General features: G+C 68.2%; 14 protein-coding genes. 8 read left to right on the top strand and 6 right to left on the bottom strand.

The annotated features are described in order from the left end of the window. Positions 1 to 6: 6 nt before the first annotated feature. Together QMK30_RS24685 and QMK30_RS24680 are read right to left on the bottom strand one after the other, a co-directional pair. On the bottom strand, positions 7 to 351 hold the full coding sequence (locus QMK30_RS24685) for a helix-turn-helix domain-containing protein (RefSeq protein ID WP_283520507.1): 345 nt from the start codon (positions 349 to 351) through the stop codon (positions 7 to 9). Between the two features lie 9 nt (positions 352 to 360). Further along, positions 361 to 1,467, bottom strand: a complete 1,107-nt coding sequence (locus tag QMK30_RS24680) for a tyrosine-type recombinase/integrase (RefSeq protein WP_283520506.1) — start codon at positions 1,465 to 1,467, stop codon at positions 361 to 363. 104 nt (positions 1,468 to 1,571) lie between these two features. Here QMK30_RS24680 and QMK30_RS24675 point away from each other — a divergent pair, with 104 nt between their 5' ends. From QMK30_RS24675 to QMK30_RS24645, 7 genes are all read left to right on the top strand, one after another. Next, positions 1,572 to 2,849 carry an ATP-grasp domain-containing protein gene (locus QMK30_RS24675; RefSeq protein WP_283520505.1) on the top strand — a complete coding sequence of 426 codons (1,278 nt, stop codon included), beginning with the start codon at positions 1,572 to 1,574 and terminating at the stop codon, positions 2,847 to 2,849. After that, positions 2,846 to 3,718: an SPDY domain-containing protein gene (locus QMK30_RS24670; RefSeq protein ID WP_283520504.1), complete on the top strand. Its 873-nt coding sequence runs from the start codon at positions 2,846 to 2,848 to the stop codon at positions 3,716 to 3,718. The genes QMK30_RS24675 and QMK30_RS24670 overlap by 4 nt, the downstream gene beginning before the upstream one ends. A 30-nt stretch (positions 3,719 to 3,748) precedes the next feature. Next, complete coding sequence (locus QMK30_RS24665; protein ID WP_283520503.1) at positions 3,749 to 4,237, top strand: hypothetical protein; 489 nt, start codon at positions 3,749 to 3,751, stop codon at positions 4,235 to 4,237. A gap of 119 nt (positions 4,238 to 4,356) precedes the next feature. After that, on the top strand, positions 4,357 to 5,454 hold the full coding sequence (locus QMK30_RS24660) for an MSCRAMM family protein (protein WP_283520502.1): 1,098 nt from the start codon (positions 4,357 to 4,359) through the stop codon (positions 5,452 to 5,454). Positions 5,455 to 6,266: 812 nt separating this feature from the next. Next, positions 6,267 to 6,620, top strand: coding sequence for an SPDY domain-containing protein (locus tag QMK30_RS24655; protein ID WP_283520501.1), 354 nt, complete (start codon positions 6,267 to 6,269; stop codon positions 6,618 to 6,620). Positions 6,621 to 6,715: 95 nt separating this feature from the next. Beyond that, the gene (locus QMK30_RS24650) at positions 6,716 to 7,006 is read left to right on the top strand and encodes a hypothetical protein (RefSeq protein ID WP_283520500.1); all 291 of its coding nucleotides are present in this window, start codon (positions 6,716 to 6,718) and stop codon (positions 7,004 to 7,006) included. 17 nt (positions 7,007 to 7,023) lie between these two features. After that, on the top strand, positions 7,024 to 7,845 hold the full coding sequence (locus QMK30_RS24645; protein ID WP_283520499.1) for an SPDY domain-containing protein: 822 nt from the start codon (positions 7,024 to 7,026) through the stop codon (positions 7,843 to 7,845). A gap of 708 nt (positions 7,846 to 8,553) precedes the next feature. Here QMK30_RS24645 and QMK30_RS24640 read toward each other — a convergent pair. The 4 genes from QMK30_RS24640 to QMK30_RS24625 all read right to left on the bottom strand — a co-directional run bounded on the left by QMK30_RS24640 (position 8,554) and on the right by QMK30_RS24625 (position 12,105). Further along, a complete protein-coding gene (locus QMK30_RS24640) occupies positions 8,554 to 9,249 on the bottom strand; it encodes a hypothetical protein (protein WP_283520498.1) in 696 nt (231 codons plus the stop codon). Between the two features lie 77 nt (positions 9,250 to 9,326). Next, positions 9,327 to 9,758 carry a hypothetical protein gene (locus QMK30_RS24635; protein ID WP_283520497.1) on the bottom strand — a complete coding sequence of 144 codons (432 nt, stop codon included), beginning with the start codon at positions 9,756 to 9,758 and terminating at the stop codon, positions 9,327 to 9,329. Positions 9,759 to 9,853: 95 nt separating this feature from the next. Next, positions 9,854 to 11,572 carry a relaxase/mobilization nuclease domain-containing protein gene (locus QMK30_RS24630; RefSeq protein ID WP_283520496.1) on the bottom strand — a complete coding sequence of 573 codons (1,719 nt, stop codon included), beginning with the start codon at positions 11,570 to 11,572 and terminating at the stop codon, positions 9,854 to 9,856. Then, a complete protein-coding gene (locus QMK30_RS24625) occupies positions 11,569 to 12,105 on the bottom strand; it encodes a plasmid mobilization protein (RefSeq protein ID WP_283520495.1) in 537 nt (178 codons plus the stop codon). Before QMK30_RS24625 ends, QMK30_RS24630 begins: the two co-directional genes overlap by 4 nt. 729 nt (positions 12,106 to 12,834) lie before the next feature. Here QMK30_RS24625 and QMK30_RS24620 point away from each other — a divergent pair. After that, positions 12,835 to 13,409, top strand: a 575-nt coding sequence (locus tag QMK30_RS24620; RefSeq protein WP_283520494.1) for a reverse transcriptase N-terminal domain-containing protein, incomplete at its 3' end; no start/stop codon positions are given.

Here is a 13,409-nt window from a genome sequence, read left to right as displayed (position 1 = left end):
CGTCTCCTATTCGGGCACGATACGGGCCCGCTTGGGCCGGAAGCCCCCGACTCCCGAAGGGCCTTCACCCGCCGGGGTGCTGTGGCCGGAGGCGGCCTTCTTCCGGCCGGCACCGGAGACGGCGACGGGCTCGATGAGGTCGTCCATCGCGCAGCCGAGGATGTCGAGCAGGGCCATCAACGTCTTCAGGCTCAGCCGCTCGGGGCGCTCGGTCACCAGCCGGTACGTCTGGCTGGCGGACAGCTCGATGCCCCGCTCGGCCAGCAGCGGGACGAGATCGGTGGTCTGGAAGTGCCCGCGGGTGGCCATCACCTCGCGCAGACGCCACCGGTAGTCCAGCTTCGCCGTCATGTCCGCTCCCTACTGCCCGATGTCCAGCGCCCGGTCCAAGACCTTGCGCATCATGGTGTTCATGAAGTCTCCGCTGACCCCGGTGTAGAGCGCCGTGGTCGACGCGAACCGGTGCCCGACCTGATTCTGATCGAAGGTCGCATCGGCCCCGTCCTCGATCTGGTGGGTGACGTGGCTGTGCCGCAGGCAGTGCGGCACCAGCTCCTTGTCCATCCCCAGGGCGTCGCGGTAGGTCGCGAACCGCTCCTCGATCTCCCGGGGTTGCAGTCTGCCGCCCCGTTCGGTCAGCCACAGCGCGGGCTTGCGGGCCGCGTCGGCATACCGGGGACGCACATTGGTGACGTAGTCCTGGACGGAGTCGACCGCCCACGGCATCACGCTCAGCACCATCCGGCGCCGGGGCGGCGAACCCCTCGACCGTTTGCCGTAGCGCACATGCAGCGAGCCGAAACGGCCCAACTCCGGTGCCTTCGGGTTGCGGTAGAAGTCGGGCACGTCCAGGCGGGAGGTCTCCGTCGCCCGCAGACCCCACCCGTAGATCGTCTTGAAGACCGTGGCATCCCGGTACGCGGCGAGCGCGCCCTTGCGGCCCAGCCGGACAGCCCGGTCGACCTGCTCGTCGGCGTAGTCGAAGAACGCCTGGCACTCCTCGCGGGTCATCGGCCGGCGGTCCGGATCGCCCTCGTAGTCCGTCAGGTGCGCGACGGTGTTCCACTCGTGGCAGATCTGCACCGGGTGCGTACCGAAGCGCAGTTCGCACTCGTCGGGCCACTGGTAGTGCGGCGAGGTGATGTAGTCGCAGAACAGCCGCAGCACGCCCTGATAGGTACGGATCGTCGACTCGGCGCGATGCAGTTCCGCGATCAGGTAGGTCATCCACTCGTCGCAGTCCGCCGCCGCCCACTGCCACGGATAGGCGTTCGTGTACGCGCCAAACCGCCGGATCAGGCGCTGGCGGTCGTGGACGGTCTTCGGCTGAAGCCGCCGTCCTCCGCGTTGCTGGCGACCCCAGCCCTCCAACATCGCCTCGAACACCGCGTCTTCGGGATGCAGCAGCGAGACGCCGTCCAGCAGCACCAGACGCGCCGACCCCTCACTCAAGCCCGTCGTCGACACGCACCCCTCCAACCGTTGAGTGCGTGATTCTTGCATCAGATGCATGCCTGCCCACAAAGAAGCAGGTCAACAACCCTCCAATTGATAGAAAGGACCCTGGCCTAATGCCGCAGGTCCCCAGCTCCCCGTCCAACGAATCGTGCATCAAGCGCAATTCCCCGGGTTCCCCCCTCGTCCTCGTCGTTTCTCCTGGCGATGAGACGTATCGCTCGTACTGTCTTGAGCAGGTCGCCGCCGCCTACGACGTCGTCCTGCTCACCGGCACCGAGCCCTCGTGGGAAAGGCCGTACATCGTCGACCATGCCGTCGTCGATCTCTATGACGACACCGCCCTGCTGGCGGCCGGCCGGGCCTTGGCGGCACGTCACGAACTCGCCGGTGCCGTCACTTGGGACGAGTGGCACCTCGTCCCCGCCGCCCGTCTTGCCCGCGGACTCGGCCTGCCGGCGAACCCTGTGGAGGTGATGCGGGCCTGCCGCAACAAGGCCACCGCCCGCAGCCTGTTCGCCCGCCACGGGGTGCCGTCGGCCGCGTCAATGAAGGCCCAGACGCTGTTGGAGGCCGGACTGGCGACGATGACCATCGGCTATCCCGCCGTCATCAAGCCCACCGCGTTCGCTGGAAGCATCGGCGTGATCCGCATCGACCAGCCCGAGGAACTGCCCGCCGCCTTCGCGTTCGCCTCAGGGGCGAGCCAGAGCCGCGAGGACACCGCCGTCCTGGTCGAGGAGTACCTCGACGGGCCGGAGGTCTCCGTCGAATGCGTTACCCACCGTGGCGTAACCACTGCCGTCGCGGTGACCCGTAAAAGTCTCGGGCCCGCACCGTACTTCGACGAGACCGGGCACACCGTCGATGCTCGCGATCCGCTCCTCGCCCAGGTCGCTCCGGTCGCCGCTGCCGCGGTCAAGGCCCTGGGAATCACCGACGGCGTGCAGCACGTCGAGATGCGCATGGTCGACGGCCAGCCCCGGCTGATCGAGGTGAACGCACGTCTGGGCGGCGACATGATCGGCCACCTCGTCCGCCTTGCCACCGGCATCGACCTTCCCCGGGCCGCCGCCGCCCTCGCCTGCGGGCACAACCCGGACATCACCCCCAGCCGTCAGCAGGCTGCGGGAATCCGCATGCTCTACCCGGCGGCCTCCGGCACCCTCACGGAACGGCAGATCAACCAGCCGTTCGCCGCCCACACCCCTTGGCTGCGGCAGGTCCAGTGGATCCGCAAGGTCGGCGACCCGCTCCTACTGCCGCCCGAGGGCGACCTGTTCACTGCCAGGGCCGGGTTCTACATCGTCACCGGCCGCGACACTACCGAGGTCAACGACCGGCTCGACACGGCCGCCGACGAGATCACCGTCACCACGCAGGTCGACCGATGACCCCGGAGAGCGATCCGCGCTTCGCCATCGACGGGGATGTCTTCGTCTCCCCGCGCTATCTCGCCTCTACGACCGGGATTGGCGACCCCGCCCTCGCTCCGCTCCTGGGCCTCGGCTGGGACCTCCAGCACGACGACCTCGGCAACGCCTACGTGACCGCCCCCGACCGGCGCGTGCGCCTGGGTTACCTCCCCGAAGGTGAGGACGACGGGCTATGGCGCATCAACGCCTACAAGGACGCGTTCGGCCCGCCGGCCTGGGGCGTCTGCTTCAACGACCGAACCCCCACCGAATTCGTGCAAGCCTTCACCACCGCACTCGCGGGAGCCTATGAACAGGGGCCGGACGCCTACCTCGCCCGGCCGGACGCCCGGACCGACGAGCACGACCCCGCCCGAGCCGTGGGCCCACTCTTCCAGCAGGGCTGGGAGATAGAGCGTCGCCGTCAGGGCATCTTCGCGGTTCAGTCGCCGGACCGGTTGGCCGGAATGGAGGTCACCACCGGCGACCTCGATCCAGAAGCCGAGCTGACCACACGCGACGCCCGCTGGCACCTGTGGGCCGGCAAGTCCATCGACCGGCCCGCCTGGTACGCCACCGCCAGTACCGATACCCCAGTCGCCCTGCTGGCCGCCGTCACCCAGTGCGTATCCGACCCGGCACCGCTTCCCCGGTGGCGACAGGACACCTACAGCTACATCAAGGGCATGGCCCACCTCACGCCCATCCTGCCTTCAGAGCCGTCGGCCCCCACCCCACTCGACCTCCAACGGGCCGCCTCATCACGCCGTCCGGCCGCCCTCCCGGCTCCCAGCGTCCCGCGCTGGAGCACCACCAGCCGCCCGGCCCTGCCCGGCCCGCGCCGATAACCCCAGCACGACCCCGACCGGAGAGACCTCTTGTCCCTGCAGGCCCCCGAGTTCTTCGCCGAACTGTGCCTCCCCTTCACCGACCACGCCGTCGTGGGCAACACCTACTACGCCACCCCAGCCCCGGGCGCACCCCTGCGTCTGCGGATCGGCTTTACCGGAACGATCCACGCGGACACCTACGGCGGCCTGCGCCTGGCGATCATCCACGCGGACCGCGGAGAGATCGACGCCGTGGCCCTCAGCTTCGTGGACCACGGCACCTTCCACCGCCGAGACGAAGCCCAGCGCACCATGGTGCGCACCAAGCAGTACGGCACGTTCGACACGTACCACCGCCCCGGCAAGCCGCCGTGGGAGGGCGCCGTCACCACCGGGCTGCGCGACGCCATCGAGCAGTACAGCGCCGTCTGGTTCCCCGGTGCCTGGCCCGCGTCAGCGTCGGGCCGCCCTGCGGGCCGCGCAGCCCGTACGGTTCCCGCCCCGCCCGCCACTCTCAGTGGTGGCCGCGCGCGCTGATCCTCAGCTCCAACCCACTGCCCAGCGTTCCGCGCAGGCCCGCCCCGCCGCCACCAGCCCCGGCTGCCGGCCGTGCTCGATGACTTCTCCACCCCACCTAATCAAGGAGCCCTTTCCCTGTGCATGCTCGTATCGTCCGCGGCGCCGTCCGATCGGCTGCCCTTGCCGCCGCGGTGACCGGCACCCTCACCTGGGCGCCAACCGCATTCGCCCAGCCGTCCGAGCCGACACCCTCCGCCTCCACCTCTCCCACCGAGACCCCCGCTCCGGATGCAGGCAGCATCGCGATTACCAAGAAGGACACCGCCGGGGACGTTCTGTCGGGCGCGGCGTTCCTCCTCCTCGATGCCACCGGTCAAGAAACCGGGCGCGGAAAGACCGACGCACAGGGGAAACTGACCTTCCCCGACCTCACTCCCGGCATCTACCGGTTGAAGGAAACATCTTCCGGAAGCCCGCTCCACGAGGTCGTCGCCGACCAAGACGTCATCGTCACCCCAGGCGCGACGGCGCGGCTGACGATCACCGACCCGTTCAAAGCCGCCAAGGTCCTCCTCCAGGCCAAGGACGACAAGACGGGAAAGCTCTTGCCCGGCTCCACCGTGAACATCGGAACGGGCAGCGACACGCTGCTCACCCTCACTACCGGGTCGCAGGGGACGGCCACGGGTGAGCTGCCCGTGAGCAGCCGAAAGACTGAGTTCTGGGTCAAGCAGGTCAAGGCTCCCCAGGGCTACGACCTCTACAAGCCCGCGAAGACCTTCAGCGCGGGCCCCGGTGCCCCGGTCACCGTGACCGTCACCAATGGCAAGACCGCAACCACCCCGAAGCCCGACCCGTCCGAGAAGCCGACAGGCAAGCCCACGCCGAAGCCCGACGACCCCTCCGAGAAGCCGACAGGCAAGCCCACGCCGAAGCCCGACGACCCCTCCGAGAAGCCGACAGGCAAGCCGACCGACAGCCCCTCTGGCGGAGGGCAGCCCACCCCTGCCGATTCCGCTTCACCGGACGCCGACGACTCGACTGTCCCGGCGGCAGCCCCGACGGCTGGGACGACACCGAAGGCCCCGGCCGGCTCCCTGGCCCATACCGGCGCCGACGCAACCCCGTGGATCCTCGGCGGTGGCGGAGTCCTCGTCGCCGCGGGCAGCGGCGCCGTGATCGCCGCCCGCCGCCGCAAGACAGCCGAGCCCCCGCAGGACAACGACGCCAGCTAATCCACGATTCACCCCTCGCCCAGCAGGCCCCCGGGAAACTCCCGGGGGCCTGCTGCGTGTACCGGCGTACGCAGACCTTCCCAGCGGGCTAGGTGACGCCGCCGGCTCGTGCCTGGGATCGCGGACGGTGGACGCGCAGTCCTCAACGGTGACGGTGCGACTGGGCACAAACTCCGAAATACCCTCTTATCGGCAGAAGTGAGCCGAGTGGAAATGCGGCGACATTGTGAAGGTGTCCACCGGGAAATTCCAGCGAGTGCGGCAAGAGAGGCCAGTCGCAACACGCCTGATCAGCGGATTCCCGGGCTTGACCCTTATAGCTTTACGTCGTGACGCACACGTGAGTAAATTAGCGAATTCCAGGCATCTTGTAATCTTCGGCGCATGGGAATTGAAACGCAGATTGCAGCCGCTCTAACCCCCTTCTCTGCCGTGGTGACGGTGCTGCTTTTCGTAGCCATGTGCCACCCAGAACCGCAAATCCGGGCACGGGCCGAACGGCTGTTGGCGGTGATCTTCCGAGCTCAGTAGCTAGAAGCAGGGCGCAGGCATGCACCAGGGCAGGGCCGGTGGCGGCAATCAGGAACGGCGCACGGAATGGCCCCTCTTGGCGGGCAACGTAGTACGGGCTCTCGCATGGAGCCGTTCGTCGACGCTGGACGCGGGGTCTGGATTCCTCAGGCTCAGGGCGCCCTAATTGCCGTTCGCCGGAGGCAGACAGGAAAGATCGCGGAAAGACTGGCCAAGGCGGGCGAGAGCATGTCAACGTAGACGACCTTGCAAGAAATACCTGGTCAGAGAGGTGATCGCCCGTGACCGTAGCGCCTGCCAGCCCGGGATTTGCCACCACCACCAAAGCCCTGCGCCTGCGTGAGCGGGAGCTTGGTTCGGGCCAGCCCGCCCTTGTCCTGGACCAGTTCTCTGCCGAAGACTTCCACCTGATCGTGGATGACCGTGCGGACGTGCACGTCAGTAGCCGGGACGGCCGTTTCTATCTCGGCTGGTTTCCGCACGGTCGTCCCGGCACCGACGGCGAGGGATGGAAAGTCGCCGTCACCGGAACTTCCAAGGTGCGCGGGTATCACCTGTCTTTCGACACCAGCACGCCGGCCGGAGTCGTCGCAGCTGCTGTGGCGCACGGGTTGGAGACCTCCCGACGCGTCTAACGCGAAAGACCCGAGTGGAAGTTCGGCGTTTCTCCGACTGCCGGTGAAACGCCAGTTCCACCGCTCACCGCTTTCCCCACAGAAGGAGGCTGCCCGTGACGCACACGGAAATGACCGTCGGCGATCTCATCGACCTTTTGACCGCCTGTGACCGCGATCTGCCGGTGCGCCTCGCGATGAACCCGTTCTTCCCGATGGCCCACCAGGTGGAGCAGATCGTGCAGTCCGTAGACGAGACCGGTCAGCCTGTCGTGTACCTCGCCGAAGGGCGAGACACAGGCGCGCAACTCGGTCATCTGCCGCCCGAGGTCGCCGTCGCCCTGACCTGGCACGGCCCAGTCCAGGCAGCCCCGCGCCGCGCCCGTCGTGCGGTCGGCGGCAAGTAGAGACCCGTACCTAGCCTTTGGAGGCGCCCCTGTACTCCGACTTCCCCCTCGACCCGTCCGCCCCGACCAGCGCCCAGTCCGCGTACTGGGTCGGTCCCCGGCACCTGGCCGGTGACGACGGACGCCTCTACGACGCCGTCGCCGACACGCTCGCCGGCCTCGGCTGGACGAGCCTGACGATCGTCCGCGGGCGAAGCGAGCCGGACGAGGCACCGGAGGACCGACAGGTCCTGCGCAGCACCGTCCTGCACATCAGCCCCGACACGCTCCGCTGGGCCCAGTGGGTTCTGGCGGACGAGCCGTTCCACCTGGGGGAACTGCCGATCGCCTGGCAGGTCTCCGCTCGCGCGGACACGAGCAGCCCGCTCGCCGCGTGGTCGGCGTACTTCACCTCCGACGTCCCCGGGGAAGTCCTGGTCGACTTCCTCGTCGCGCTCGACGCCCGCGACCAGCCCGCCGTCCCACTCGCCGGCCCCGAGCTGGTCCTCGACGCCGTCACCGCGCACGGCTGGCTCCGGGACATCGACCAGCCCACCGGCGGAGCGACGGATCCCACGTTCAGCTCGCACCTCAGCCTCGGCGAGGTACCGCCCCTCATCCAGGACGCCAACCCGCGCGCCCTGACCAGCCAGGCGGACGAGGCGGGCCTGGCCGGATGGCAGGCATGGGCCGAGCCCGTGCTCGGCACGCCCTGCCTGTGGGCGGTGTCCTTCGGCGCCAGCGTGCCCCACGACCTCGTCGCGGCGTTCGCCACTTCCCTCAGCTCGACCGCGCCGGTCCTGCGCCGAGTGCTTCCCGAGAGCACCAGGGAACGACTCCTGCGTGCACCCGCGAGTTAGCGGTCCGCGCTCCCTTCCATCCGACGTACGAAACCCGGTCTTCCCGAATGGGGAGGCCGGGTTTCTGGCTTTTCCCTCCAGGGCACGTGCGGGCCGTGGAATTCGGAGGAGGGTTCGGAGCCGGTGCCCGCCCGGGGTACAGATTTCGGCGCAGAGCGAGAAGCTCGCTAACCTCTGGCTGCATGGAAATCCCGGAGCCCACCGGGCCGCCGTACATCGACCCGGACCACGACGACGTGACGAGGCCCGTCTGCGGGTTCTGCCCGTCCACGGTGTACCCGCGAGCGCAGTTCGTGATCTACAGCAGGCCGTCTTGGGAGTGCCCAGTCAACCCGGTGGACGGGCGACGCTATACCCGCGACGACGTAGCGGTTCCGGCGTGCGTACATCCGGACAAGATCGGCCTGGGCCCGGACAGAGTCGCCCCACCTCCGCAACCCGAACAGGTGGAATTGCAGCCTTCGGATGTTCCGTCTCGCAGAGGCTGGTGGAAGGTGTCTTGGTGGTCCCGATGAGCTGGTATCCGATGGGGCCCAACTACGGATTCGACTCGCCAAGGGTGAGGGTGCCGCACTGTACGCGCCGAAGGAACTCGACGAGCCCGGCCGCGAGGTCTGGGCCCTGCCCGGATACTCCAGTGGCGCACCGCGTCGCACACGACTGCTGCCCCCGACCGGTGGTCGGGGGCAGCATCATGTCGGATGCGGATCAGCTGGTTGCTGCCGCCTTGGTGAGGGCCTTGCCGAGGTGGCGGTCGACGAGGGCCGGGGAGCCGGAAACGACAAGCAGCACGCTGCCGTCACGGATCGCGGTTTGCTTCACCACGGTGTCCTGCCCACCGGCGGAGAAAGTCAGGAGCTGGCTCCACTGCTCGTCGCCAAGCTGGGGTGCGGTCACCTTCTGCGAGGCCACGTTGATCGTGGTGCTGCCCGAGATGACCTGGTAGGTGGGGCACCCGGTCATGGCGTCGAAGATCTGGCCGATGCCGTCGGACAGCTTGTCGGCGGTGTTGCTGTAGAGCTCCTCGGACATCTCCGAGTTGCTGCCGCCGGGGTAGGTGAAGGTGGCCTTCGCCTGGCGGGGAAAGTCGAGCGAGCCGCCGGTCGCTGCGTCGCTGCCCAGCTCGTTGAGGGCGGGGCACCCGACGACGGTGACGTCGTCGTGCTGAGAGGGACGCTCCGGCTTGCGCAGGTAGCCGGAGCCGAGGTCGCTCTCGTCCACCAGCCGCTTCTCCAGCGCGGCCGACTCCAGCGGAGCGGTGCTCTGGCCGGTGCCGGCCGGCTTCCCGGTACGAGCGGAGGAGGCGGTGCTGGGCTCGGCCTTGGTGGTTTCGGCGGAGCAGGCCGGGAGGGCAAGGACGGTGATGGCGGTGAGGGAGAGGGCGGAGGCGACGCGAACGCGCATAGTGGACTGACCCCTTGGCGCTAGGTGACGGGTGGTCAGTGCGGGCGCGTGGGCCCGGTGGGTCGTAGGGGTGGGGGTCAGTGGCCGAGGTGGCGCAGGCAATCCTCGAAAGTTGCGTGCGTCGCGTCCGCGGGGCCGGTGTGCCGGTTGTACCAGGCGGTGTCGAGGCGCGTCTCTTGCTGCTGGTGGCCTGCCCGGCAGCGCAGCCAGATCTGGTCATGGGTGGAGAGGATGAGCCAGTCTCGGTACGCGCCGCACTCGGCACAGGCGACCATCTCGCCGTCAAGGACGAGCGGCTGCTTCCAGGAGGTCATCCGGCCGTCGAGCTGGTCATGGCTCGGCACGCGCAGATCCGACGGAAGGAAGTCGTCCACCACGGGGGCCGACTCTGCCGGCTCCGCCGCAGTCAATGCTCGTTCGATCTCCGGCGGCACCTGGCCCTCCAGCCGCGCCGACAGCTCGAAGAACCGGCGCTGCGCCTCGCTGGGTTCCGCGGCCCGGCGTCGCATTCGGTGAAACACTCCGGCGTCCTCCCTATCCTCGTCCTGCACGCATCATGATCGTGCCCTAACTCCCCGACCACTTCAATTCACAAAGTCCACAGTCACGGGCCGGTGCGCTGAGACCCGGGCCGCCCCGGTGTCCGCTGCCCTACAGGCCGCGGCGATTGGGCTGTGCCCGGACGACGGTTGACCTTGTCACCGGAGTCAGCGGGCAGGCCCGCGGTTCGGCGAAGCCGCCACACCAGGACGTCGCTGATGGACTCTGCCGTGCCGAGCTCTCGTCGCTCCGCTGCATCGGTGAGCAGGGCGGCCGGATCGTGGCCGGCCGCCTTGACGTCGGCGAGGGTGGCGGCGAGTGCGTGCCAGCCGGGCTCGGCGAGGATCTGCTCAGCCAGCTCCGGAAGCGACTGGCGTAGCAGCACCGTCTGCCGCTGGAGCAGCGGCCGGTTCAGGTTCTTGCCGCGCCGGTTGAGGACTCCGATGGGCTGGGCAGCGGCGGCCTGGTAGGCGGAGCGCAGGTGCTCGGCGGCCTGGCGGGCGGCATCGGCCTGCTGTGCGTGTCCCTTCTTCGCGTGCCAGAGCATGGTGGCGGTGATGAGGAAGAACAGCATGTCGATAGCCATGGCGGTGGTCGCGCCGTCCTCGCCCCGGCCAAGGGCGGGCCCGCCGTTCACAAGGTCGCGGGCAACCTGCCGCAGGGCTCGATCGGTCCCGCGTTCGGCCCGGACGTGGGAGCGGGAAGCGCGTTCGAACGCAGAGGCAGCGGCACGCAGTTCCTGGCGGGTGTGGGCGGCGGAGGTCTTCGCGAGCGCGTCCAGGACCTCCCCGGTCGCCGCAATGTACGCGGCGGTGACCGCGTCCTCGCCGCGCTCGACGATCAGCACCGCGGCCCAGGCGACCGAAGCGGTCCGCCGACGTGCGGCAGACGGACTGCCCGGTGCCGCACGGTCGAGACCATCTGCCGACGGAGCTTGGACGGGGTCATCGGCGGACCAGCGCTCCCGTATCCGGGGCAGGGAGAGATCCGGGGCGAGGCGCGCGCCGGGGTAGAACACAGGCTCGCCGTCCTTGTTGCGGTCGTCGGGCAGGGCCACCTTGTAGCCGAGCAGGTCTCCGGAGGGAGCGCGGCGCTTGCGGATCAGCAGGCCCTCGGCGGCCAGCCGGTTAAAGAACTCTTCCTCGTTCGTCACGCCGGCGACCGCGCGGCGTACGGTCTCGCGCAACTCCTCACGAGCTGTGCGCTCGCGGCCCTGGCGTCGGGCCTTGTGGCGCTCGGCGCTGGTGGGGTGTTGGGCTGCGGTGCCGTCACCGGTATTGAGCTGCTTGAGTCCGTATTTCGCTTCGATCAGGCGTGCTTCGGCCTGTGAGCGCTTGGCGTCGTTGTTCAGTCGGGGTTTGCGGCCGTCCTCGCGTACGAGGGTGGCGATGATGTGGATGTGGTCGTCGGCGTGGCGTACAGCAGCCCAGCGGCAACCGGAGTCGTCGCTGGCCGGCGCGATGCCGGTGGCGGCGACCATGCGCCGGGCGATCTCGCCCCACTGCTCGTCGGAAAGGACCGGATCGTCGGGGGCGGCGCGAACCGAAAGATGCCACACGTGCTTGTCCGGACGGCGGGCCTCTGCCACCGCTTGCACGGGCTGATCCAGGAGCTGCTGGAGCTGTTCAAGCGTGGCCTGCGGGTCACGACCGGGATCGGGCGCGAAGGTGTCCCAGGCCGCCACGAGGTGCGGGTCGACATGGTCTTCGTGGGTGCTCGTTTCGTACAGGTACTTGAGCAGGCCGATCGTGCGCGCGCCGCGTTGGTGGACGCGGGGGATCATCCGGCTCGCGTTTCGGTGTCGAGGTACATCTGCGTGAAGGTGTCCACGCGCCGTGCTGCACGGTGTACGGATTCAAGGACCGTCGTGGCGTAGGGGACATCGGCACCGGAGTTGATCGCCTTGGCCACTTGATTGAGGTTGTTACCGATCTGGTTGAGGTTGCGGCGCAGCGCGAACAGCTCGTCAATCACTTCACGTTCGCCGGCGACTTCGGCCGCGGTTCGGGTGAGATCGCGGGCTGCTCGCAAGGCGGCATGGGCGAGGAAGCCAGAGGGAGTCATCGCGCAGGCACTCGCGGCAGCGAGGAGGTCTGCCTTCTCAGCGTTGTTGAAGCGGCTGGCGATGAGGTGCTCGCGCTTCTGATCGGCAACTTTTCGCGCTCGGTTTCGACGCGATGGCTGGGGCGGCTGGGGCGGCTCATTGTGCGCGCAGTGCGGGTTGTGGCAGGGGTGTGTCCCCTCCTCGGGATGCGAACCGCCCTCGGTCGCATCCCGACGGACCTGCGCCCCCCGGTGCTGGACCGCTCCCGCCACCCCCGGGGCGGGAGGCCCGTTAGTAATACTCCCAACGGGAGTATTACTAACGGGATAACTTGCTGTGCGACGTGAGGTCGCATTTTCCGAAGTGAGGTGGATTTCGTGGAGAGGTTCTGACAAAGGAATTTCCTCCGAATCAGTGTCTGGATTCGTCCCCGCGCTCACATGCGTCGCTGGCAACGGCGGGGTGTGAAGCTGAGCGTTCACGCCCAAGAGCCCTCGGCCATCGAGGGCCACAGGCAAGGGGAAGGCTGGACGGGCGAACACGTGTGAACTCCTGGTTGATGCCTCGTGATATCGAACCCTGGGATGGTTGGTCTTCGCAGGGAAGGGCCCGGTGCTGCAAGGCACCAGCGGCTTCCGGTGCAAGCAACACCGGAAGTAGGACACCGACGGCCCCGGGGTATAGGGAGCGCCCACCCCAGCCGCACCTTCGAAATGCGGAACACGGAAACCCTGACGGGGTCCGGAAGTACCCGGTAAGCCAACCGCAAGGAAGGCCCAACTCCTCGGCAGGAACAGGATGGTCCAAGAAGCGAACGCCGGTCGGCCGAAAGGTCAGGGAAAACCGGGTGGTGGTCCTCTCCGCCCACCGCCCGCCATAACCCGCCGGATACGGGCCTTGGTGGCCCGACCCGAAAGGGTGCCCACGTGGACCAGGTGAGCCTTTGAAGCCCTACGCAAAGGCGCCGAAACCAAGGGACAAGTTAGATGCCGGAGGCGTGCATGAGCAGAACAGGGGCGTGGACCGCCCGCACGCCCGAGGTAAACGGACCCGAAGGCTCTTCGCCCACACAAGCCTGGAACAGCGTTGACTGGGCCGCGTGTGAGCGGAATGTACGGCGGCTGAGGCAGCGGATCTTCAAGGCATCGAGGGAAGGGGACCTCAAAAGGGTCCGGAACTTGCAGAAGCTCATGCTGCGAAGCCGCAGCAACACGCTGGTCAGCGTGCGGCGGGTGACCCAGCAGAGCAGGGGTCGCAAGACCGCTGGTATCGACGGAGAACGCGCCCTCACACCGGCGGCGCGAGCCAAACTGGCAGCTCAAAGCCACCAGTTGGCCACTCCGTGGAAAGTTCAGCCGGTCAAGCGCGTGTACATCCCCAAGGCGAACGGTAAGCAGCGCCCGCTCGGCATTCCGATGGTGGTTTCATACTGCGCCTCCTGCTGTGACAATTTGGGATTTTGGAGTGTGCGGCCTTGTCTGAGCGGCGAGTTGATGGCAGATGGCCTCGTTTTCCCTGGTCCAGGGGATGCTGAGTCGGCCGCCTTTGTCTCGGTGGACGTTCAGGCGGCTGCGGG

The organism is Streptomyces sp. H27-C3, from assembly GCF_030063415.1.
GTDB lineage: Bacteria > Actinomycetota > Actinomycetes > Streptomycetales > Streptomycetaceae > Streptomyces.
This window is presented reverse-complemented; position numbering and strand designations above follow the sequence as displayed.

What these genes read in the sequence shown, in the direction of transcription:
- QMK30_RS24685 (WP_283520507.1), bottom strand. Translation starts at nt 351, where the DNA reads ATGACGGCGAAGCTGGACTACCGGTGGCGTCTGCGCGAGGTGATGGCC.
- QMK30_RS24675 (WP_283520505.1), top strand. Translation starts at nt 1,572, where the DNA reads ATGCCGCAGGTCCCCAGCTCCCCGTCCAACGAATCGTGCATCAAGCGC.
- QMK30_RS24670 (WP_283520504.1), top strand. Translation starts at nt 2,846, where the DNA reads ATGACCCCGGAGAGCGATCCGCGCTTCGCCATCGACGGGGATGTCTTC.
- QMK30_RS24640 (WP_283520498.1), bottom strand. Translation starts at nt 9,249, where the DNA reads ATGCGCGTTCGCGTCGCCTCCGCCCTCTCCCTCACCGCCATCACCGTC.
- QMK30_RS24635 (WP_283520497.1), bottom strand. Translation starts at nt 9,758, where the DNA reads ATGCGACGCCGGGCCGCGGAACCCAGCGAGGCGCAGCGCCGGTTCTTC.
- QMK30_RS24630 (WP_283520496.1), bottom strand. Translation starts at nt 11,572, where the DNA reads ATGATCCCCCGCGTCCACCAACGCGGCGCGCGCACGATCGGCCTGCTC.